Source organism: Paraburkholderia sp. EG286A, assembly GCF_040965375.1.
Lineage (GTDB): Bacteria > Pseudomonadota > Gammaproteobacteria > Burkholderiales > Burkholderiaceae > Paraburkholderia.
Genome location: NZ_JBFRCB010000010.1, coordinates 1 through 20,896, shown reverse-complemented (window position 1 = coordinate 20,896; position 20,896 = coordinate 1). Strand labels below are relative to the sequence as shown.

At 57.6% G+C, this 20,896-nt stretch carries 16 protein-coding genes and 1 pseudogene; 4 read left to right on the top strand and 13 right to left on the bottom strand.

Annotated features, from left to right (window positions below; translation table 11 throughout):
- Nucleotides 1–630 precede the first annotated feature (630 nt).
- Genes AB4Y35_RS35060 through AB4Y35_RS35050 form a run of 3 tightly spaced genes read left to right on the top strand, consistent with a single transcriptional unit; the run spans nt 631 to nt 4,053 of the window.
- On the top strand, nt 631–1,026 hold the full coding sequence (locus AB4Y35_RS35060; protein WP_368708000.1) for a hypothetical protein: 396 nt from the start codon (nt 631–633) through the stop codon (nt 1,024–1,026).
- Nucleotides 956–3,334 carry an NACHT domain-containing NTPase gene (locus tag AB4Y35_RS35055; RefSeq protein WP_368707999.1) on the top strand — a complete coding sequence of 793 codons (2,379 nt, stop codon included), beginning with the start codon at nt 956–958 and terminating at the stop codon, nt 3,332–3,334. Before AB4Y35_RS35060 ends, AB4Y35_RS35055 begins: the two co-directional genes overlap by 71 nt.
- 2 nt (nt 3,335–3,336) lie before the next feature.
- Nucleotides 3,337–4,053: a hypothetical protein gene (locus AB4Y35_RS35050; RefSeq protein WP_368707998.1), complete on the top strand. Its 717-nt coding sequence runs from the start codon at nt 3,337–3,339 to the stop codon at nt 4,051–4,053.
- Nucleotides 4,054–4,882: 829 nt separating this feature from the next.
- On the opposite strand, the gene AB4Y35_RS35045 is transcribed toward AB4Y35_RS35050, so the two are convergent.
- The 3 genes from AB4Y35_RS35045 to AB4Y35_RS35035 are packed head-to-tail and all read right to left on the bottom strand — an operon-like array spanning nt 4,883 to nt 8,966.
- On the bottom strand, nt 4,883–5,731 hold the full coding sequence (locus tag AB4Y35_RS35045) for a hypothetical protein (protein ID WP_368707997.1): 849 nt from the start codon (nt 5,729–5,731) through the stop codon (nt 4,883–4,885).
- 7 nt (nt 5,732–5,738) lie between these two features.
- Nucleotides 5,739–7,274, bottom strand: coding sequence for a hypothetical protein (locus AB4Y35_RS35040; RefSeq protein WP_368707996.1), 1,536 nt, complete (start codon nt 7,272–7,274; stop codon nt 5,739–5,741).
- Nucleotides 7,275–7,292: 18 nt separating this feature from the next.
- A complete protein-coding gene (locus AB4Y35_RS35035; protein WP_368708203.1) occupies nt 7,293–8,966 on the bottom strand; it encodes an OmpA family protein in 1,674 nt (557 codons plus the stop codon).
- A 1,010-nt stretch (nt 8,967–9,976) separates the two neighbouring features.
- Between AB4Y35_RS35035 and AB4Y35_RS35030 the strand changes: the two genes are divergently transcribed.
- Entirely contained in the window at nt 9,977–11,581 is a 1,605-nt protein-coding gene (locus tag AB4Y35_RS35030) for a choice-of-anchor tandem repeat GloVer-containing protein (RefSeq protein WP_368708202.1), read from the top strand.
- Nucleotides 11,582–11,747: 166 nt separating this feature from the next.
- Here AB4Y35_RS35030 and AB4Y35_RS35025 read toward each other — a convergent pair whose 3' ends face one another.
- The 10 genes and pseudogenes from AB4Y35_RS35025 to AB4Y35_RS34980 all read right to left on the bottom strand — a co-directional run.
- Nucleotides 11,748–12,419, bottom strand: a complete 672-nt coding sequence (locus tag AB4Y35_RS35025) for a hypothetical protein (protein WP_368707995.1) — start codon at nt 12,417–12,419, stop codon at nt 11,748–11,750.
- Nucleotides 12,420–12,450: 31 nt separating this feature from the next.
- Entirely contained in the window at nt 12,451–12,771 is a 321-nt protein-coding gene (locus tag AB4Y35_RS35020; RefSeq protein ID WP_368707994.1) for a cyclic-phosphate processing receiver domain-containing protein, read from the bottom strand.
- Between the two features lie 1,297 nt (nt 12,772–14,068).
- Complete coding sequence (locus tag AB4Y35_RS35015) at nt 14,069–14,827, bottom strand: hypothetical protein (protein ID WP_368707993.1); 759 nt, start codon at nt 14,825–14,827, stop codon at nt 14,069–14,071.
- Between the two features lie 65 nt (nt 14,828–14,892).
- Nucleotides 14,893–16,140, bottom strand: a complete 1,248-nt coding sequence (locus AB4Y35_RS35010) for an MBL fold metallo-hydrolase (RefSeq protein WP_368707992.1) — start codon at nt 16,138–16,140, stop codon at nt 14,893–14,895.
- Nucleotides 16,141–17,647: 1,507 nt separating this feature from the next.
- A complete protein-coding gene (locus AB4Y35_RS35005; RefSeq protein ID WP_368708219.1) occupies nt 17,648–18,121 on the bottom strand; it encodes a hypothetical protein in 474 nt (157 codons plus the stop codon).
- On the bottom strand, nt 18,057–18,266 hold the full coding sequence (locus AB4Y35_RS35000) for a rhomboid family intramembrane serine protease (RefSeq protein ID WP_368708201.1): 210 nt from the start codon (nt 18,264–18,266) through the stop codon (nt 18,057–18,059). Before AB4Y35_RS35000 ends, AB4Y35_RS35005 begins: the two co-directional genes overlap by 65 nt.
- A 189-nt stretch (nt 18,267–18,455) precedes the next feature.
- Nucleotides 18,456–19,538, bottom strand: coding sequence for a type VI secretion system baseplate subunit TssG (gene tssG / locus AB4Y35_RS34995; RefSeq protein ID WP_368707991.1), 1,083 nt, complete (start codon nt 19,536–19,538; stop codon nt 18,456–18,458).
- 15 nt (nt 19,539–19,553) lie between these two features.
- On the bottom strand, nt 19,554–19,829 hold the full coding sequence (locus AB4Y35_RS34990; RefSeq protein ID WP_368707990.1) for a PAAR domain-containing protein: 276 nt from the start codon (nt 19,827–19,829) through the stop codon (nt 19,554–19,556).
- Nucleotides 19,830–19,894: 65 nt separating this feature from the next.
- Nucleotides 19,895–20,635: a putative type VI secretion system effector gene (locus AB4Y35_RS34985; protein WP_368707989.1), complete on the bottom strand. Its 741-nt coding sequence runs from the start codon at nt 20,633–20,635 to the stop codon at nt 19,895–19,897.
- 21 nt (nt 20,636–20,656) lie between these two features.
- Nucleotides 20,657–20,896, bottom strand: a pseudogene (locus AB4Y35_RS34980) (hypothetical protein); the annotation flags it as partial.

Here is a 20,896-nt window from a genome sequence, read left to right as displayed (position 1 = left end):
CACTGGAACGACTCCTTGATGCCTGGTGCCATCGGAACCGGTCGACGCTCCGCCCCTGCATTGTGTGCGTCAGAGTCATGCAGGCAGAGATTCGCTGGCATTCGCCTGAGCGGATCCTTGAAACTGCGATCACTTGGAGAATTACCCGATTGGTTGCCACTCCCCGTTGAGAAACATCGCATAGGTCACGCGGGCTTCAGGATGCTCACGGCGTTCCTTCGGTACCTCCATCACACCGTATTCAGAGCTACGACCGAGCGGTTGGCAGCACATGCGATGCCGATCGGGACCTCCGGCCGATCGATAAGTGCCGCGGTGCATTGCGCCATGAACGGGACGGGGTCCATCTCGCCTTGCGGATATCCAGCGCGCTGACTAGCTCGATTGTGGCCGTTCAAGACGAAGCAACTCGCATGGCTCCCGGGCGGGGTGACGCCGGCGTGGATTACTACCCGTACAGTCGTCAGGATGTTTGATTACCAACTTCTGTCGTTTAGTTGACTGGATAGCTGGTCGCGTATCGTCGCATACATAGCGACGAAGAACACAGGCGTCAGGCACTTGGGCTGGACAACGCACGGGTGCCCACTATAGTTCAAAGTTGTCTCGTCGCCATTTCCGGAGGCGCCCATGTCCTCGCTTGAATTGCTTGCTATCAACGTTGGCGCGGCAGTCACGAAGGCTACATTCAAAATCTGGCTTGACGGCCACAGCATCGCGCCGGCAGGCATCGAAGGCGCCCTAGACATGTTGAAGGAGAAGGTGAAGGACTACCGGGCGCAGCGCGGCGCGAAGGCGCTCTTCGAGAATCTCACTGACGAGATCGGTACGCGTTTGGAGCCGCTCGTCGAAACGGAATTCCCGTCGCTGCAGGAACACGATAGGGAAGCCGCGTATGTCGCGGTGTCCCGGTTGTTCGACTCGCTTGATTTAGCAACGGAGGTCGTGACAGCTGATGTCAACTCCTCTGTGCTCGAGACCAGAGCACGCGCGCGCCAAGGAAGAATTTTCCACGCTGGGCGGTGACGCGCAGGCACTCGCGTATCGGCTCCTCACCGAAGCATGCGCCTATGTCGTATCGTTGGCACCCAAGATGCCCGACTTCCAGCACGCGGCGACCATTGAACTATTGCGCCAGAAGAAGGATCTGCCTGACCTTCAGGAGTCGCTAGCCAACGTGCTGAAGATGCTTGATGCTACGCGCGTTCAGGCCAGTGAAAAGAAGTCGTCCGAGATCGCCGAGTTCGAGACCGAGTACCGGCGCCTGCTGAATCGCAAGCTGGACAAGATGGAATTGTTCGGCGTCGAATTCGTCGGACCGGCGATCCGCGAATATTCGCTCTCCGTAGCATATATCACGCTAACGTCCACCGTGGGCGGTAACTCGGGCGCCGTCGATGTGACCCTTGCCCGGCGCCGACGCATCTGCCTTCGAGGCGAGGCGGGTTCAGGAAAGACGACTTTGTTGCGCTGGATAGCCGTCCGCGTCGCGAGAAGGGAGCTTCCGGTGTCACTGCAAGAGTGGAGCGCGAGAATGCCTTTTTACGTGCAACTTCGCGATTACGTTGATCGCGGGCTTCCCTCTCCCGATGATTTCCTCGAACGCAACGCGCAGATGATCGCCAGGCGCGCGCCAGACGGCTGGGTGCACGGGCAATTGAGAGATGGCGCTGTCGTCTTGTTGGACAGCATCGATGAGATTCCGGTCAGGCAGCGCCCGAGCTTGATCACATGGATCGATGAGTTGATCGAGACGTTTCCACAATCAATCTTCATCGTCTCTTCGCGACCCGTCGCTCTGGATGCCAGGCCGCAGCACGGGGCGCCGATCTCTGAGTTTCTGGAGAAGGCGCGCTTCGATCAGGTGACGCTCGAATCCATGTCGCTCGAAGATAGCGATTTGTTCGTGCGACAATGGCATGCCGCGATCAGGAGCGGCCAGCTTCATGATGCTGAGATCAACGAGCAGCTCGACGACTACGAACGTGCGCTGTGTCAGACGTTGCGTGACCGTGCGGCGATTCGCTCGCTCGCTTCGAATCCGCTGCTATGCGCTATGACCTGCGCGCTTAACTGGAACCTGCGCCAGCGACTGCCTGATAACCGGATGGCGCTCTACAGCCATGCCTTGAATATGTTGCTGTTCGCGCGCGAGGAAGCACGTGGCATCAAGGCGATTCATTCAGAACAACTTCAGCCGAACCGCAAACAGATCCTCCTGGATCATCTTGCGTACTGGATGCTTCGCAACGACCAGAGCGAGGTCGAATACGACGATGCGCTCGAGCGAATTAAGGAATCAACGAGCCGAATCGATAAGAGAGCTTCGGAGGCGCCCGAAATCCTGCTCGAACTGCTCGAAAGATGCGGCGTGCTAAGGCAGCCGGAGTTCGGCATGATCGACTTCATTCATCGGACCTTTCTGGAATACATGGGCGCACGGCGAGCGGTGGAACTAGGTGACATCGGATTCCTCTGCGAGAAGGCGCAGAATGAGAACTGGCGAGAGGTCGTGGTGTTCGCCGCCGGACATGCAAAGGGCACCATGCGCAACAAACTGATTAAAGGTCTTCTCAAAGGCGGGGCATTCGGATTGCGAGCGCCTTCGCTTGACGCGAAGACGACGGCCGTGTGCTGTCTCGAGACCACCGGCACCGATCTGGACGAGAAGCTTCTGGCAGAGATCAAGGTTATTGCCAGAAGCGTGTTTCCGCCGCGAGATTTAGACGTTTCGCGCAAGCTTGCGCCCGCAGCCTCCCTGGATCCCAAACTGCTACTAGACCATCAGAGCGCAGGCGAAGCGGTCGTCGTTGCATGTATTTGCTGCGCCTCTCTCGTAGGCGGTCAAGCGATGTTGCCCGTGATCGAGAGCTACGCCGACATGCCCGGTTCGCTGGTGGAGAATGCGCTTCTCGAAGCTTGGTCTGTCTTCGATCCAGATGAGTATCTTCTGCGCATCATCCGCAAGCGAAGTCCTGGGAACTGGACGGTCAGATTTCACGGACCGTGGACGGAAGACACCTACAACTGTCTCATGGCTTACGCGCTTGCCAGGGAGCATCCGAAGACATCCGGACTGATCGGAGCGGTAATGCTTTACGACAACTTTGGCACGATCCAAATTAAGGAAATGCGGGAACGATTTTCACCGATGCTCGTGCGATATTTCGGCAAACTCAAGAGGCTCAAGTCGCTTGAGATTTATCGCGACATCGGCGCTGGCGCACTCGAGGCACTGTCAAACCGAAGCCAGATCAAGGATCTCACGATCGTGTCGACGCAGTGCTTGATATCGCCGCGGCCCTCAAGCACTTCACCTCTTTGTCGAACCTAAAGATGCTTTTGATCGATTCGTCGGCGTCGATCGATTACAAGAAGCACATTGATCTGACGTGTCTCGGAGAGATCTATGCGCTCCGGCGGCTGGAAGTAATAGCCGAGCCGCATGAAATAAACGTGGACATGTCGTTCGGCCCAAACGTGCTCGATGTCTCGCTCTACGGCATTGCTCCGGAAGACCTGAGCCGTTTCGAGTGCGTCGAAGGAATACGCAGCTTGGACGTAAAGGCGCGTGCTGTTGATGCTGGGGCGTCGCGCCGCCACTGCAATGTCTCTGGATTTACGTCGCTAAAGGAATTGAGCTTGGCTGTTGGAAGCGGTATCGTGATTGAACTACCTCGCTCAATCAACGTGGTCGATTTCTCCGGATCGCATGAAATCTACCTCCCCGAAGGCAACGTCATGAATTTGCAGGAGCTCAAGGAAATCAAAGTCAGAAAGCTCGATGATCTGATCCATGCGCTCACTTTTTTCATGGCGTGGAATTTAGAAACTATCTTGACGCTCGAAGAGCCAGAACCCGACTTGCAGGTGTTGCGGGAGATGTCGCGTTACGCGAATCCGGACCACGACGTATTGTGCACTCTTGACATATTTGAGAAACACCTGCCGAAAAAGCCGTGGCACGAACTCGTTCTGGATCAGCGTCGTCGGTGCCTGAAAGCGAACCGCAAAGTGGACCCCGATGCCAAGACAGAGTGGACCGCGTTTTAAGCTGTATTGATATCACACGCAGCTGAACGGCGCTGCCCCTTTCCCGCCGAACCTGTCGACAATGCCGGACTTGCCATCGAAGCCAGTCAGATAGATCTCGTCCGGGGTCCGGTACAGGAGACGTCGTCACTCAGACACAGCGAATATGCGGCGTCGGCGTTGTTGATGAGCATCGGAGACTGGCCGTTCCAAGTTCGATAGCGGTCGCCGTGACTGCTCCAATCCGAATGACAGCATCGGGTCGATATGACCCATTCACTCTCTCCGGGAGGCCGCGTTAGGGATCCCCGCGAGGCGGCGACTTGATCGAACTCGAGGTTGCTCGCCCACCAAATCTTTACACTACAGATCCACTGCCGAAATCAAACTAGCGGCTCCGATAGTGATAGCCGCGCGGCCTTTCATGCACCTGTAAAGAAGAAGGGAAGGAGCTTCCTCCTTCTTTCTCCTCCTCTTCCTTCCCTTTCAGGGGAAAAAGGCCCTCGGGGCGGGCGGTTACGAATGGCCAGTAGCAGATCGAGATGCCGTTACGAGCAACGGAAAGGTCGACTCGCCGCTGATCCAGCGACCGATGGTGCTGCGGTCGTAGCCCGACGAATATTCCGCGAAAGTTGCCTGGGTTCAGGCTCTCCCAAAGCCGAACCAGCGCGCATAGCCACGTGATGACAATCGTCGCTGCCTTCTCGGAGCGCTCCTGCTTCGTCTGTTTAGCGGGACGCAAACCATTGTCTTCACGACCTAACGGTTTGGGCGAAACCCGGGCCGAGCCGATTTCGAACGGAAAATCCGCCGTGACCCGAAAGCCTCCATCAACGGTAGATTGGTCAATTCAGTAATCGACCGGGTTCAGCAGCGCGGGCGCACCAAACTCCTGCAGCTTCCCGTTGGAGCGCTCGAAATACAATGTCCAAAATTCCTTCAGAGCGCTCATCGTCTGCGGATCACGGTAGGCATTCTTCACCTTCACATCGCCCGACAGCAGACCTGCGCCGATTACGTAGATGCGCGCGCCACCGAAATCGCCAACCATGCCCGCGGCTCTAGCCTTCTGAATCTCTGTCTGCGGGTCAATGTGGCGAACCGCGTTGTGCGCATAGAAGCTCGAGATCGAGCTGTTTTCCAGCATATCGGACGCGAGGAAAACCACACGGTCCTGTGCCGGTGAGGCGCGCACCTTGTCTCCAATATCCTTCAATGCAGCGAGGATGTCGGACCTGGCGAGCTCGTTGGTTGCCGTTGATTCAACGTGCGTGATGGCTGCGAGCAACGACTTGCGTGCGAAAGCCGTTTGCCCCGTCATGCACGCATCGAAAGTGCGCAGCGCACGCTCGCTGATATCGTCGCGATGTTTCTCTGGAATCGGAGGGTCCACGACACCACGCGTCACAACTTCAGTATAACGGCCCTGGGAGAATGCCGAGAAGTCGAGAAGCGTGTACGCACTTCCCGGTTTGATAGCCGATGACGCGGTCGCTGCGATCTGTGCTTGCAAGCGTTCATCGAACACGGTCGTCTGGTCGACAGCGATGAACATCTCCTGTCCGATCGCGCCCGTCGCAGGCTTGATGTGATTCGCCGCATAGCAACTCGGAACATCATTACTGATTCCCGCCAGCGCGGTGCCGGCGCACGTGCCCAGTGCTATCACTGCGGCAAGATATCTGATTCGTGGGATCATGAAACGGTTATGCCTTAAAGAGGTCGTCAAGCTGTGAGTCCAGTGCGTGCTTGGCAGCCTCAGCCCGCTCCTTGCGTTGTTTTATCTCACCTATGACCTGTTGGCGCACCGTTTCGTCGAGGCGATAAATCAGTTCCTTCTTACGCGAAACATCGGACTCACCCTCGATCTCGGCAATGATCGCGCCGATACTCTGGCCAGCCGAAACCGGAGGAACCGTCGACGGAGCAACCGGTTGCAGCACGGGAATCGACGAAACCTCCGGCCTCTTGCCTCCTTCGATAAGAATTGGTGCCGTCATGGCGCTCTCCGGCGTCACGACGGCTTGCACATGACCTGCGCCTGACTCCAGATCCGAGAAGGCGCGTTGCTCGATTACGTAGTCCCGGAACGTCTTCGAAAACGTTTTGCCCGAAATATCGGCGTTCTCCGCCAGTCGCTTCTGGAGGTTTTCCAGCTGGGACTGGGCGATTGCACGCAATGGCGCAAAATAGTTGTTGTAGTCCTCAAACGTCGTGAAGCCCTTGGTGGTTCGCCATGCGGCAAGACTCTCGCGTCCGCCGAAGCCCCAGGCGAAGCCACCGAAAATACCGACGATCTGGGTCACAACGAAAATCACTGCGAGCGTGATGAAGGCGGCAGCACCTTCGCTGCGGGTCGAGGAAGATTCCTCCGCACGGGCCCGGTCATCTGCAGCCTTCTGGCTTGCGACGAGTTCGGCTGGGACTGCATTGGTCGTTGCAAAGGGATTGCCAGCGTCTGCTGACTGGCTCACGCCCATGGCTTCACGCGTCTGCTCCGCGTTGAGGTTGCTCCAGCGCATCCATGTAGAGGTAACAGCGATGACCAGAATTACGGATACGGTCAGGGCAACCATGAAGTAGCTGTGACTGGTCCCTACCCGGTTCACTATCTGCGTGTAATCCGGCTCCGCATCGTCCACAGACTGATCAGCGTCAAGCTTGACCTTGCGGCTGGAAAAGCGCTCCTGGCTTTTGTCCTGCTTCCATTGCCTGCGGCAGCGTGCGACCAGATTTGATCGATACAACTGATGACCGGCGAAGTGGGTCAGAAAAACCATAATGACGCACAGCACCAGCACAATCGCAATCATGAGCAACGTGTGCGTATTGGCGCTGCCATCGCGCGCCATCCAGCTACCAAGAAGATACGAAAAGCCGAGGCCCTCCGCGATAACCAATACCGTCAACAGGACCATCAACCAAAGCGGCGTAGGCGAGCGCCCGCTGTCGTCGGCCTTCGCAAGGTAGTCGTTACGCTTGTTGAATTCCGCCCTGGAAAGATAGGAGATGAACTTGTTGTAGTCACCACAAAGCGTACGTTCTGAATCGGTCCAGCCACCCTGCCCATGGATCCCATGGCGCGCGAGACGTGCGGTCTTCCCCAATATCGGGAAGGTGTACTTCCAGTGGTTCAGCCAGAACTCGAGTGTCGACCTGAACGAAAACGCGCCAACCGCCAGCAGCGCAGCCACGAGACACCAGATGATGGTACTCATATTGGCTTGGATAATGTCCATCATGATTGTTTTTCCCCGATTTTATGAGCGTGCGATGATGGGCACGTAGTCGACTGTGAAGAATTGACTGCTCTTGTGACGCACGAGCTCGCCTGCGGTCACCTTCCCGTTCGAGAAAATGATGTCCGCGCAATCGAACACGCCAGCGCTGTTGACGAATACCCGGTACAGGACGCCGTCCTTGACCGCGTATGCGTTCACGTCGGGAGACAGTCGTACCTCGGCAGGCCCAGACAGGCCACCGCGCTTCTCATAGTCCTTCCAGACCAGCAACGTCGGCTTGCTGCCTGCGGTTGAGCCATTTCGAAGCACGGACACGTCCTGAAGCGCCAGATATTGTCCGTTGACCGTCGCGCCCCAACTGCTGCCGTATAGATTCTGCAGATGGTCACGCACCGGCACGGCGCGGTCATCTGCAACGGACTTCATCGCGTGAGAGATGCGCGGCCGGTCGTTCGTGCAGCTTTTTGAAACGGGAGCCTCGTCGGCGACCGCAGTGGACAGAGGCGCGAACGTCGAGGACTGCGCTGGAATCGCCGCAAACTTCAGACCGACCATCCCCGGTGTCGTTGGACGCCAGCCGAAATCAATGCCGTCCGTCGACGCAATGGTCTCTTCCGCGACGGTAGTCAATGCCGGCTTGCCAATCGGGGCAGGTTGCTCGCCCGAATCGGATGCGACAGCCTGCGCTTTCGTTTCGGCGCCGCTCTTCGACTGCCTCAATGCCGGAGTGTTTTTGGCTGTCTTCGCAACCGGCTTTTTAGGTTGTGCTCGTGCGACCTGTTCGTCAGATTGCGAAGCCGACGCGCGGTAGTACTGATACTGTGGCACCCGACTGCTCGCGTAGCTCTGGAGGATGTCCGGTTTCGCCCCTGTTAGATCGACGATCTCGACCCGCCGGTTCTTCGCGCGGCCCTCTTCCGTATGGTTGTCAGCAATGGGGAGCGTTTCACCGGCTCCTTGATAAAAAACGTTTTCGGACGAGACGCCATGGTCGGCGAAGAGCCGCGCCACCGCACGTGCACGTCGCTCCGAGAGATCCGCGTTGAGTTCCGAACTCCCCGTATCATCGGTATGTCCGATCAGCAGGATTTTCGTCTGAGCAGCCGCAGCCTTCTCCTCAGCGCTGGACGCTTCGGCAATGCGCGTTGACGTGCGGTATTGCTCGGCTATCTCGCCGAAGTAGATCTTTGCTTCAGGCGTCAGTTCAGCCGAGCCTGTTTCGAACTGGGTGTGTCTGGCGGTGTCCACAATCGTGAAGGAACTGCCAACCTGTTCTGCCTTGCCCGTATCCGACGCTTTGACTTCGAGCGGCGCAGCCCTGTAGGTAAGATCGTGTCTGGCCGCGATCCTCGACAAGGCACAACGTCGGCTGTCCACGGCATGACCGATCAGGCCGCCCGCCAGGCCGCCGACAGCTCCCGCGATAGCGGCAGCCGCAACCTTGTTCTTCTTCGCGATTACCGCGCCCAGTATTGCGCCGACGCCTACGCCGACAGCAACGCCGATGTTCCGGTTGCTGTTCGCGCACGGGTCCGGATTATCAAATGTGCTCTCAAAGATGTTGAGATCGCCCTGGCCTTTTGAATCGTTTGCGTTACCACCAGCCTGCTGAAACCCGCCCGGATTCGCGCACCCGGAGACGGCAAAAGCGACGATCGTGGCAAGCCAAAGCGGCCGTGCCTTAACCTGCATTCTCAATGGAAACCCCTCGTTGATTCATTTTTTTATACGCTCAGGTGAGCGGTGGATTCCGATTCGCTCATCACGCAAAGATAACAAGCTCACCTAGATCGTTTACGGCGAGCACTTAATTAACTTTAGGGGCACCCGCACTATCTAGAGGCGTAACGCTAGCTCGCGTCGCCCGCATTTGATGCATTTCGCATAAATTCGAATGAACGCTTAGCGTAGACAAACATGGCGGGCCGCCGAGCACCTCGGCAGCATCAATGCCCGCTGAAACGAACGAGCAGTTCGATCGACGGCCGAACGTCATACTCTTCTCGAGCCTGGCGCCATATAGAAGAAGCCGGTGTCGAGCCGATCTACCGACGTAAAACCGATTCGAACCGGAGAGCGACAACGGCCGAGTCCGGGCCATCTACGGCCATTGACGTGCGCTATGGTGCGGACATCCGGGTGTCGGCTGCGCGCCAAATTGCGGCCGCCAGCAGCGCGCCTCGCTCACAACCGTTCTGCATGGCTAGTCGCAGTTTCTGCGTTGCTGACGGCAGTTATACGGATTCACACGGGATGCAAGAGTATGTAAGCACATGTAACAATGCGTAAGTTTCGTTATACTTCTACGCGCCTATCAAAATAATTCCTGAAGGACAACCAGTGAAGAAGAATAACGATTTCCGCATCGGGGTAGTTGCGCTCGCAAGCGTATCCTTGGCGCTCGCTGCGTGCGGTGGGGGTAGCGGGAGTAGCGGGGGTAGTTCCACTCGGGCATCTAGCCCGACGATCAGTGGAACCGTGGCAACGGGGTCTCCGATGGTCAATGCCAACATCGTGATCGCTTGCAAGAGCGGTTCGGCGACGACCTCAAGTTCCAGTACCGGTAGCTATTCGGCGTCTTTCGACTTCCAGGGGCCATGTGCCCTGACCGTAACCCAGGCTGCCACCGCCTCTAGCCCGACAATCACGCTGCACTCGTTGGCACTCAGTGCCGGTACGTCCAACGTCACTCCTTGACTGAGATGATGATGACGTATCTGGCCACGCAGACGGGGCTTTCCTCGGCTTCGGCGCTTGTCAGTCAGATCGCGAGCGGTTCAATTGCCCCTTCGTCATCGCAGGTCACGCAGGCTCAAGCCGCAGTGCTGAACGCGGTGAGGAACTGGGTGGCCGCTTCGAATTCGGGTTCATTCCTCACCACGTCGTTTGTGGCCAATAACACGGGTCCGGATGCCGACCTCGATGAGCTGAGGGAGGCGAATCTTATCGACAACACGGGCAAGGCCTCCGCCGAACTCAATGCGCTGCTGGGCGTCAACACCAACACCGGGGATACGACTGGCACAGGTGGCTCAACCGGCAACACTGCGTCGGGATCCGTGTTCTCCGTGCTCTACTCCTTTGCCTTGGGTGAGGCGCTGGGCACGAAATACTTGACCCAGGCATCCGATGGTAGCTTTTATGGTGTATCGGCGGGCAACATATCCCCGGGCTCGGTGTTTCACTACGCTAATGGAGCGTTCTCCACGCTCTACACGTTCCAGCCTTCGACGACGCCTGACATCACAACCGGTCGATGTGCCCCTGGGTATGCGGATAGCTCCTGCTTCTACCTCGGCCCCGATGCCGAAATCGCTTCAGGTGCGCTCACTCTAGATGCTTCCGGCAACCTGTTTGGGCTCTCGACCTATGGCGGGGTGCCTAAACTGAATTCGCTTCTCATCAATGGCGTGGTCACAACTGACTTTTCGCAGGGAACGATTTTCGAAATGCAGAACGGGGCAACGTCGGATACCGTTGCTCACTCGTTCTACACTACTGGAGTGGAAGGCATCGCCCCATCGGGTTCGCTCATTCGCGGCGCCAACGGCCTGTTCTACGGAGTTACCGCAGGGGACCCGTTTACCTCTGGTACCGCGTTTAGCTTTGATCCGGGCACGGGAGCCCTGGTTGTGCTTCACGTGTTCGCTGGGAGTTCCGGTGACGGGAAGAATCCGGCCGGTGGTCTTGTTCTGGCCTCGGATGGCAACTTCTATGGCGTGACCACCAATGGCGGTGCCAATGGTACTGGCACGGTCTTCAGGCTGTCTCCGAATGGGACGGAAACGGTGTTGCACAACTTCGGCCCACAGACCGACAACAGCAGCAGCACGTCGTCATTCATGAACCTTGACGGCGCAGGCCCCAAGTCTGCACTCGTCGTGGGCTCTGATGGCGCGCTGTATGGAACCACGTACACAGGTGGGGATACGCTGGGCTCGATCTTCCGCATTGACCCTCTGGGCAACTTCACTGTGCTCCACGTGTTTGCGCCCACAACGAGTACACAGGCAGATGGCGCATCGCCCACGAACGCACTGGTTCTCGGTCAGGACGGGGCCCTGTATGGCACGACATCCACGGGTGGCGCTAACGGCTTGGGTTGCGTCTTCAAGATAACGAACTCGGGTGCCTTCAGCATCATCCATTCGTTTGCGGGGTCCGATGGTCAGCTGCCGGGTCAACTGGTGGTTGATTCCACAACCGGCGCGCTAATCGGCACGACCTTCAATGGTGGCGACAATACGAAGCAATCGTTCAGCAATGGCTATTGGGGCAACGGTGTGATTTTCCGCATAGTGCCGTAATCCTGGTCCAATAAATCAGAAAGGCCCACTGCCAGTGGTTGGAGTGAACTGCGCCCCAGAGGTTGGACATCGATCCAATCTCTGGGGTGTTTTCCGACCTCCTAATCCAACTACATTGTCTCGGGGGACGCAACTGGACGCGAATGCAGATAATCAACGGCAAACTTCAAGGCGGTGTCTCGCCATCTATTGTGTGCAACATAGCGCGGATGACTCGGAACTGCCACAGGCAGCGCGGCTCAATTGCCACGCTATCAGCCCGATCAGGGAAACAGTCACGCAGGTATCGATCATACGCGGCGGCGCCAGTGGTGAAGAAGATCACATCCGGATCCGTCACGGCGATGTGGGCACGAAGCAAATCCTGCGGCAAAGCTTGAATGCAATCGAACGACTCGGCCCGCGTCGGCGAACTCCCGGCATGACTCACGCAGAACAGATTCGCCCAACCGACAGCGACGTCAGCATCGGGGAGTTGGACGCACATCGCCCGCTTCACCTGCCATAGGAACTGCAGAAATTTATGGCGTTCGGGCGGACGCTCCAGCCACCGGGCGTGCGACCGCATCGACTCGAAAACGGCGTCAATTGTGGGCACTCTTCCCTGCTTAAACTTACATTCTTTGTCTCGCCAGGCCTTCGTTTCCATCCCCACAACGAATAGACGGTGCTTAGCGCCCCCGAAGTTCGCTGGAACAGTAGGAAGGAATAGCCCCGAAAGGCCCTGCGCGCCACCGAATACGGCAGCCAGGTCACTGGCTGCGAGAATTTCGAGATAGCTATATGCCAACGCAAATGCGCGGCTGTCGGCTTCGCTGCTTGTGATAGCTTCGTCCATGTTGATAGATTGCCTGCTCGATTCGCGTTACTCAACGCTGGATGTCACGATGGGCAGAGCGCTCGCGTACGAGCCTTTCAATCGATTGGACGCCGGCTTTCATCTTCTCCGCGGCAGACGGATTCGCCGAATGAATCCTGATCGCTGGGAGCACGAATCCTCGAAGCGCGACCGCTTCTTCGATCCAGACGATGACGTCGTATCCCGTCCCGCGCGCGTCATCACCTAGGTCATGGTCCAAACTGAGTTCCGTGACGCCGCCAGCTTCGAGTAGTTGAATCGCTTCGATCGGCCAATAAACCCGATGCCAGCCCACTGGCGTCGGGCGCTCGTCATCAAGAAACAGTTTCATGGCGCTCTGCCTGTCTTCCTGTTCGCGGTGCGTTACTTGCCGTGCCGGGCGTTGTGGGCTTCGACTACCGATTCAATCACCCTGGCAAGCCCCATCGCGCGCTCCGGCGACACCCATTCGCCTTCGTCTCGACAGCCGATCCAGATCAAAGTCGTCGTGTGCGCGAGGGCCGGTGGCCGTCGCATCAGCAACGTTGAACGCGCCAACCTCAATGGCCTTGTGTTCCGTGTATCCGTATTCGTCCATTGCACGATTTTCCGTTTCGTCTGACACGTTGCCTACCTGATCCGTAGGACGTCGCGGACCAGGCGATTAAATCTTGCGGAGTAGCCAAACCAGATCCCGTAATAGCTACTCAGCAAGAGCGGAAAAATCAGGATCACCCACCACGGCGAGTGTGGTAACACTAGTGAAAGCTTCGACAGAACCCAAATCTCACCAAACACAACCTGTGCCCCCGTATACGGCGATCTCGAGCAAACCTTTATAGTTGCCCGTCGCTCTATTTCTCGCATAAATACTCGGTTTTAGTTGACGTATAAGTAATCGAAATTTTAGCAGGGGGCACGCCGGTGGTCGGACTGAGGTCCACCGCGAGAGCGGTGGGGACGCCGCCAAAGCGTACCGTGTGCGCGCCAGTTCTCGAACCTACCGGGGACGAGTGGCGGGGAAGAGCTCGACTACGCCCTGTCTCTTACTCAACTCTCGACATGGCAGGGCTGGCCGTACCTGGCGCTCGTGACCTACATGTTTGTCCGTCGCAACGAGCGTGATGCATCAAAGTTCCATCGTCGCCCGGTTGGCGCGCATACAGCGTCTTTTTGTCGGTGGGCAAGGGGCGCCTTCTCCGCGCGCAGGTGTGCGGTTCCAGGGGCAATATCCCAGCGAATATAGCCGGAGGACCTATGGCGAAAATTGCTTGCTCGGGCTGGAGAGCGACCGCAGCCGGGACGCGGAAGTCCGCGCGCGACTCCTCGGTCACGCTACGTCAGCTCGACCCCATTGAGTGGTACGTGCACCAATACGATGAAGGTTCCGGCGCGTGCCTGATCGTTCTCGGCATCGAGCCCGAGCGTGGCTGTGCTGAAGAGAGCCGCACGGAAGACGTCTATGTCGAAGACGACGCCACGCGCGATGACGAGTACCAGCTACACGCGCTCAAGACGGGGGCAGCAGAAGTTTCTCGCCGCTTTGCTGGCCGCCTACCGCGGCTGTTGTGCCGTGACGGGCGGCCGGAAGCGGACATCAATTCGCGGAGTGTCCTTAGATCGTTTGCAAACGGCCATTCGCGAGCATGTCAACACTCAAGCCTAAATACGAACTCGCCTGGCAACGGCTCCTCGAAACCCACGGTGGCGAAACCTTTGCTGCGAGCGTTCGACACGGCGGCGCTTTCTTTCCCGTTTCCACGGGTCGGCCAGATGATCAGGCGTAGTGGAGTCATTTCGATCTGGCCAGCGACGATACCCGATGCCGCAGCGAAAAAATCGGATGCGGCATAGGGTCGCGTCGCCATCCGGTTCGTGATGCCTTCAAGTTGGTCGATCACCCGTTTCAACGTTCGGGTCGCCTTGAGTTCGATGAACACCGGAAAGTATCTTGATCCTTTCCTTCCCAAGGCGATGATATCGGCGCGGATGTCATCCAAACGGAACTCGTCAGAGAGGAATAGCAGTTCGTCGAAAAGATCCGTGCAATCCAGCAGTGCTGGGAGTTCGCCCGGCTGCGTGAGCACGCGATGGATCAGATGAGCCTGCACGCGATGCTCGCGCTTCCCGTTACCCGGAGGACCGACACGGTGGCTCGCGACGATCGCCTGGTCGAACACGGCGTCGAGATTGGACGTGCTGCCGATCGGCCGGTTGTCGATGTAGACGCTTCCGCAGGGGTTGTCGAGATGGATCGAAACTAGCCGGAAACCATTACCTCCGATACGGATGTAGTAGTGGTTTTTGGCGATTTCAGCGAGTCGCTCCTGATGCTGACGTCGTTGACGTGCGAATACAGTCATGTTGTTCAGGTGACGAATCCAGCTCGGCTCTTCGTCTTGATTCATGCTCTCCATCGTGTTTCCCCATCCTCTCAATTAATAGGTCGTCAAAAAATCCGTCATTTTTTGTCTCAGACACACCACCATTCGCCGTCGGCATGCGCTTCCACATTGGCGAATAGCTCCGGATACAGCTCAGGTCGAACGCTATGAATCGGCACGACCCGTTTTGGAGCGATGGCTCGCACGAAGGCCTTCAGATCGCGAGGCGAGGCGTGCCCGGACGTGTGAATGCACGTTCTGGGAATGCGGTGAGATGCCATCCACGCGCGCAGGTCATCGTACATGCCCAGGTCCCAGTAGCCTTCCCACTGCGAATAGATGTAATGCGCCCCAGCGAGGCACTGTGCGCGCTCGAGGTCGGTGCGATGAAGTGGCCTGAAAAGGAGGGCGTAGCGATCAGCAGCTCCGCTCAGATCGCGTTCGAACACGCGGTTCGTCGAGTGTTTCGAAAGGAGATCGAAGAGAGAATTTTTCTTGATGTGCAGTCGCTGTGCATGCGGCACAAACAAGGCCACGTTGTCCCAGTGCGATTGAGGCAGGTTGGTGTTTCCGGTCGCGTCCAGAACGGCGGCAGCGTAGAGGTCGATGACCAAAGTCCGGCCCATTCTTTTCGCCGCGCGAAAAATGGAGACGATCCGATCGACGTTCTGCGCAGAGGTATGCACCAAGGCCAACCCCGGCGTCTGGCGGAAGGCCTCGACAAAGTGTGCTTCCATCTCGCTCTCGGTCGGGAATGTTTCGTCAGCGCTCAGTCTGCTCAACGATGACCCTTCGACAAGAAGCGCATCGATGTCGCGCGGCGCATCGGCGACCATCCTCTCGAACACGGCGGACTTTCGTCCGTGACCTCTGAAGTCTCCGCTATACAAAAGCCGTTTTCCCCCACCTTCGATAAGCAACGCATATGCGTCGTAAGCGGAGTGATCAACGAGATAGGGCGTCACACGGAACGGCCCAACGTCGAAAGTCCTGCCCGAGCGGTAGTCCCAACCGGCTGCGGGCAATGGCCAGTCTCCCGGGACGAAATCGGATGCCGCGCGCAGCACCCGTCGGGCCGATGCCCCGAGGCCGATCTTCACGTTGCGCGAGACGTGGGCCAGCAAGCCGTAGTGATCGAGATGAGGATGAGAGATCAGAATTCCGAGCAGCGATGGATCGCTTCCGTCGAGTCCACGTAGCGCGGGCAGGAGCTGCGCTGTATTGGATTGCGCGTCCAGCGGCAACCCAAGGTCGAGCAGGATGCGCTGACCGGATTCCTCCAGTTCGACGCAACTGCCCCCAATCTGTTTGCTTCCCCGATGTATGCAGACTCGCATGTTTTCTTATCCTGAACTAGTTGAACTATAAGGTCATTTGTTCGCCCCTTATAGATTCAAATTCAGCGGGTTTGAATTTACACTTCAAGCTATTTTATTTTTCGATCGGCCACCCATTCCGATAGACGTCGGACGCGTGGTGCTTCGGCGTGGCCTGGTGGAGTCCGTAAGCGGCTGGAACCTAGGCACCGACATTGCCTAGGCGAGCATCATCGACGCGAGCATGACTTTTCTCATACTGGGCAAGCCACACACACGTCAGCACTTGCATCTGCCGATTACCGTTCAAACGCGCACTTCGCCGATGTCGACTATTGTCATCCGCACTAGTTGGCGACGGCGCAGTCTGCATCGTGTATCCACTGCTGCTTCGAATCGAGCCGTTCAAACGTGCGTATCAAACGGCTGTGATGGGTCGATATTTCCCGTTCGCTTTCGCACTGAACCGCCGTTCTCTGAGAGGCCGTTGGCCGTAGGCACGCCCCGGCCAGCGAAGTAGTCCTGCTACTTTTGACACTACAGGTCGAATGTTTAGGATTTGAACGGCCGCTCCACGGGGCTCGTCACGAAAAACATGGAACGACAATGGAATCCCCCCGGTTGTGCTTGGCTTTCCGGAGAGGGATTCCTCACTGTTTCGCGTCAGCTTCGCTACGCTTCACGCCCAGGGACGGCAGACGCTCTACGCCTTCTCGCATCTGGGTACCACATCCGCTTACACTCCCGACATCTGTAGAAGATACGTTGAGTTCTTGCCTCGTTAATCTTCGCAATATTGAGACCGTCACAGTGCGGGCAAGCTACATCCTGCGGCACAGGTAATCGATGCCGATGTTTCGCAAGCAGATACGTCTGGTACCCGCATGCGACACATTGAACGCCGGGATTGTCGCCATCGCTTCGGTGGAAATACTTCACGTGTGAACCGCAGCGCAGGCACTGGAGGCCTTGGTCAGCAGGCGAAAAGCCCAACCGGTAGCGGGGTCGCGAAACAGGTAACGTCCCTGCCTCACGACACTGCTCCAGCACCTCGCAAAACAGGATCGCCAGCCGCTTGCGGTATCGCCTGAACAGGCCCGCATCACTGGCCCCCGAGACTCGCCATGCTTCAAACGGCGTCCATGAGGCCCACAACAAAACGGCCGTTGCATAGATGCGTGGATAGCTCTGACGCCGAAGGCGATAAAACGGCGTTTTCTTCGATCGGGAAAAATTCGAATCGCAGGCGTCGCAGTGATAGAACGCCTGGGCGGCTTTTATCAGTGTGACATTCCGGTTCTCGCAATTTGGGCACGCAATCGTCGCGAGATGTTCCGGTTGCAGCGCTGACAGCGTTGCGACCATGCCCCGCAACACAGACTCCTCACTCCAGACCTGCACGAGTTCCCGATACTCGTCCTGAGTGACGTGCGCGAACGCTGACTTAAACCAGACGGGCAGGCTCGTACCGGCGTCTGGGATTGTCCGTCGCTCACATTCGCTCGACAAATCCGTCATGGCGTTCCGATCACTTTGTGATGTGCCGGAGCGCATCGGTGTTCGTGCCGAGCACCGGAGACTTCGGCGATGCCGATTGCGGCGCGACAGACTGCACGGGCGTCGCAGAGGGTTGCTTCACGGGGACCCCGGTCGACGTCGATCGGAACGCATACCACAGTGCGTCGGACGAAACTGGCGTAGTGTTCTTCAACGCAGCGGGCGCGCTGGTGACATTTGGCGGCGTGGCCAACTGGTTTGCCTGCGTGCCGCCTGATGGCGAACTTGCCTGCACAAGATTGCCGAGCGTGTGTCGCGCACGCGCCTCGTACACGCTCATCTGAAATGCGAGCGTTTGCTCCGCTCGGGAAATGACCGCATAGACAACACTGCTGTCCATGAGTGCATGGACTACCTTGTGAACGCTATTCCATATCGCGCTAAACAGACTGCCCCCGAGCGCGGACAGCACGTAGATCGAGGCAAACCGCCATGGACCAACCATGCGTTCCGCCCAGCAACACGAACATGTACAGATTGGCAAGGAGGTGGATCCAGTTGGCATGCAGAAAAGCATCGGTGAATAGCCGCCACGGCTCTCCGGTAAGTGTCAGGGGTACGTAGTTGGCGCCCCAGTCCAGCAGGCGCATATTGTCCGGACTGCCATACCTAGATTGCACCCATAGGCTAGTGAAAATGGCGATGTTGAGTATGGCAAACACGCCATAGACGGTCCGATAGACAGCGACTCTTTGCATGAGGGAAATGTCAAAATTGGGGGCAACTGCGTTACCCTCCCGAAACGCGGTCTGGCTTGACTGGGCGGTTACCTGTGCCCATCACGCCACCGCTGGCGCGGGCACCCTGCGCAGCCGGTAGGACATGTCGCGACGGTCAACTGCGGCTGGTCGTGTTGACAGGAAGGCATCGAAGCCGAGCCGTCCTGCATTACCCAGTTCAGCAGGCTTCACATCTTCGCGTTTCAGTACGAGACAGACTTCGTATTCGATCGTCATGCCGGCCAGCAGGTGCAGCATGCGGGCGAGTGCCAGCGCGCGCTCCGAGCCGGGCAGGAAACCGTCGTACTGCGTTGCCGACAGTGGTCCAATGACGAGACGCACGCGCAGATTGCGCAGCCATATCCGCTCGCCAGCCAGCGCAGTCGCCCCGAGGACCATGTTGTGCTGCCCGAGTTGCGACTGATGTTCGCGCGGGACGTCGTACATGTGGCCGACGAACTGCTCCACACGAAACCTCACGTCGAAATAATCGGACAGCGTGCGCTGCAGATAGATCGCCGATACGGCACGATGGCGTGCCGCAGCGCCATGGCCGGCGATCGCATCATCGACAAGCGCGCCGGGTTGACGGTGCAACGCCTTCTGTGTGCCAGCGTCGGCTACACCGGCCAGTGACTGCAGCAGTGGCAGATAGCGCTCGTTGCGGTCGAGTTCGTAGTGATACGGCAGCCGGTACTTCTTCCATGCGGCATAAAAGTGGGCCGTCGCCCGGTTCGAGAAGATGTCGAGAAAAGCCCGTCCCGAGCCGTCACGGTGTTCCTGCTCCTGAGCCGCGATCTGTTCGGTATACCGCAGCGGCAAGGCCCCCTGACTACCAAGCAGCCCAAAGAATGCCGGAGTGATGTCGACCCGGAACACGTCCGCCGCGGCACGCTGCTGTTTGTCGCCCAGCCTCTCACCCGAGGCACTAAACGACACAACCTGTTCGATTTCACTCGGTGGAAATGTCGTTGACAGCGTCGTGCGAAACATAATGCGGTAAGGCACCGTATCCTGTTGCCGCGCGCGACCGTACCCGACGAACCATCGTTCGAGCAGGCGCACTGCCTGGAAGAACTCCGTACGCCAGGGTTCAGCGAGCAGGCGTTCGAGGGGATGTGAATCTTCGGGCCAGGTCGACATGGTGCGTATTCGGCGTCAGTCAGTCGCGCACCCGGCGGCGGCGCCAGCCTTGACGTGGTTGTCCTTGCACGGACACAGCACGAGATCGCCGTCGAGCACACAGGCCCGGCCATCTTCCTCCATGTCTGTCCCGGTGCCCTGGATCGGATGTTCGCCCGGGCACTTGCCGCACGTGGCCATCTCGTGATCAAGGGCGATACGTTTGTCGCCGTCGTACATGCTAGATGCCGTCGCGATGACATGTCCGCCAGTCGTGGTCGGGTCGCCATCACATACCAGGGCCTTGCTCATAGGACTACCTCGCTTGCCGCCGTTGCCCAAATCAGATGTCACGTTATCCGGAATTTCGGACCCCGCTATTCCTTATACCTGAAGTAAAGATTGCCAAATTTCGCAGATCTATCGCCCTGGCGATTTTCCCGTGAAGTCTTGCGGAGATCGATGTTCTTTACATTCTCCCATCCGAATATCGAGAAAATCAGTTCAGCCATCCTGACAAAACCCATGAGCTTCCACGAGACCCTCAAGGCAATGATTCCAGTAAAAACCATCAAAAATGGGATGACCATCAAGAAAAAGAATCTTGCACCGTCGTCATGAAATAATTCCCCCCCGGCCTGAATTACCATTAGCGTAGTTACCGCTAAATAACCCACAATTGTCCAGCATAGCCATGCCTTGACCGATTTCCGGAAATGCGCGCTGCGCCCTGCAGTTGCATGGGGATAAATCGCCAGCAAGCCGTCTTCCTTTCGCCTGACTGCATAGGCGACGTACCGGTTCTCGCCGATCTGTTCTGCGGCGACCTCAACAGAGTCACCGTTAAGCATCGGCATCATCCATAGCCAGCCCTCGACCTGTTTGCCGTCCAGATTGAACTGCACCCAGTCCGCCTCCTCTTCCGAGTTACCTGCCATACTGATCAGTCCAATGGCGATGGCTCCGCTTCCCATCAGCGACGCAGCCACGGCAGTCGCACCGATCTGTCGATGCTGAACCTGCGTCAGAACGAAATCACGAGTCCGGCGCGAACGTTTCAGCTCCGAGATCGTGCCTGACAGCAACACGCTGGATTGGCCTAAATCTTGGCTTCTCATATAGCAGGATACCGAAATCAGCTATTCCTTGTACCTGAAATAGAGGTTTCCGAATTTGGCGGATGTGTCGCCCATGCGATTTTTCCGGGAAATCTTGCGGAGATCGATGTCCTTTATGTTACTCCAGCCAAACGTCGAGAAAATCAGTTCAGCCATCCTGACAAAACCCATGAGCTTCCACGAGACCCTCAAGGCAATGATTCCAGTAAAAACCATCAAAAATGGAATAAATGCCCAAGCAAAGACTTGCATACCGTCTTT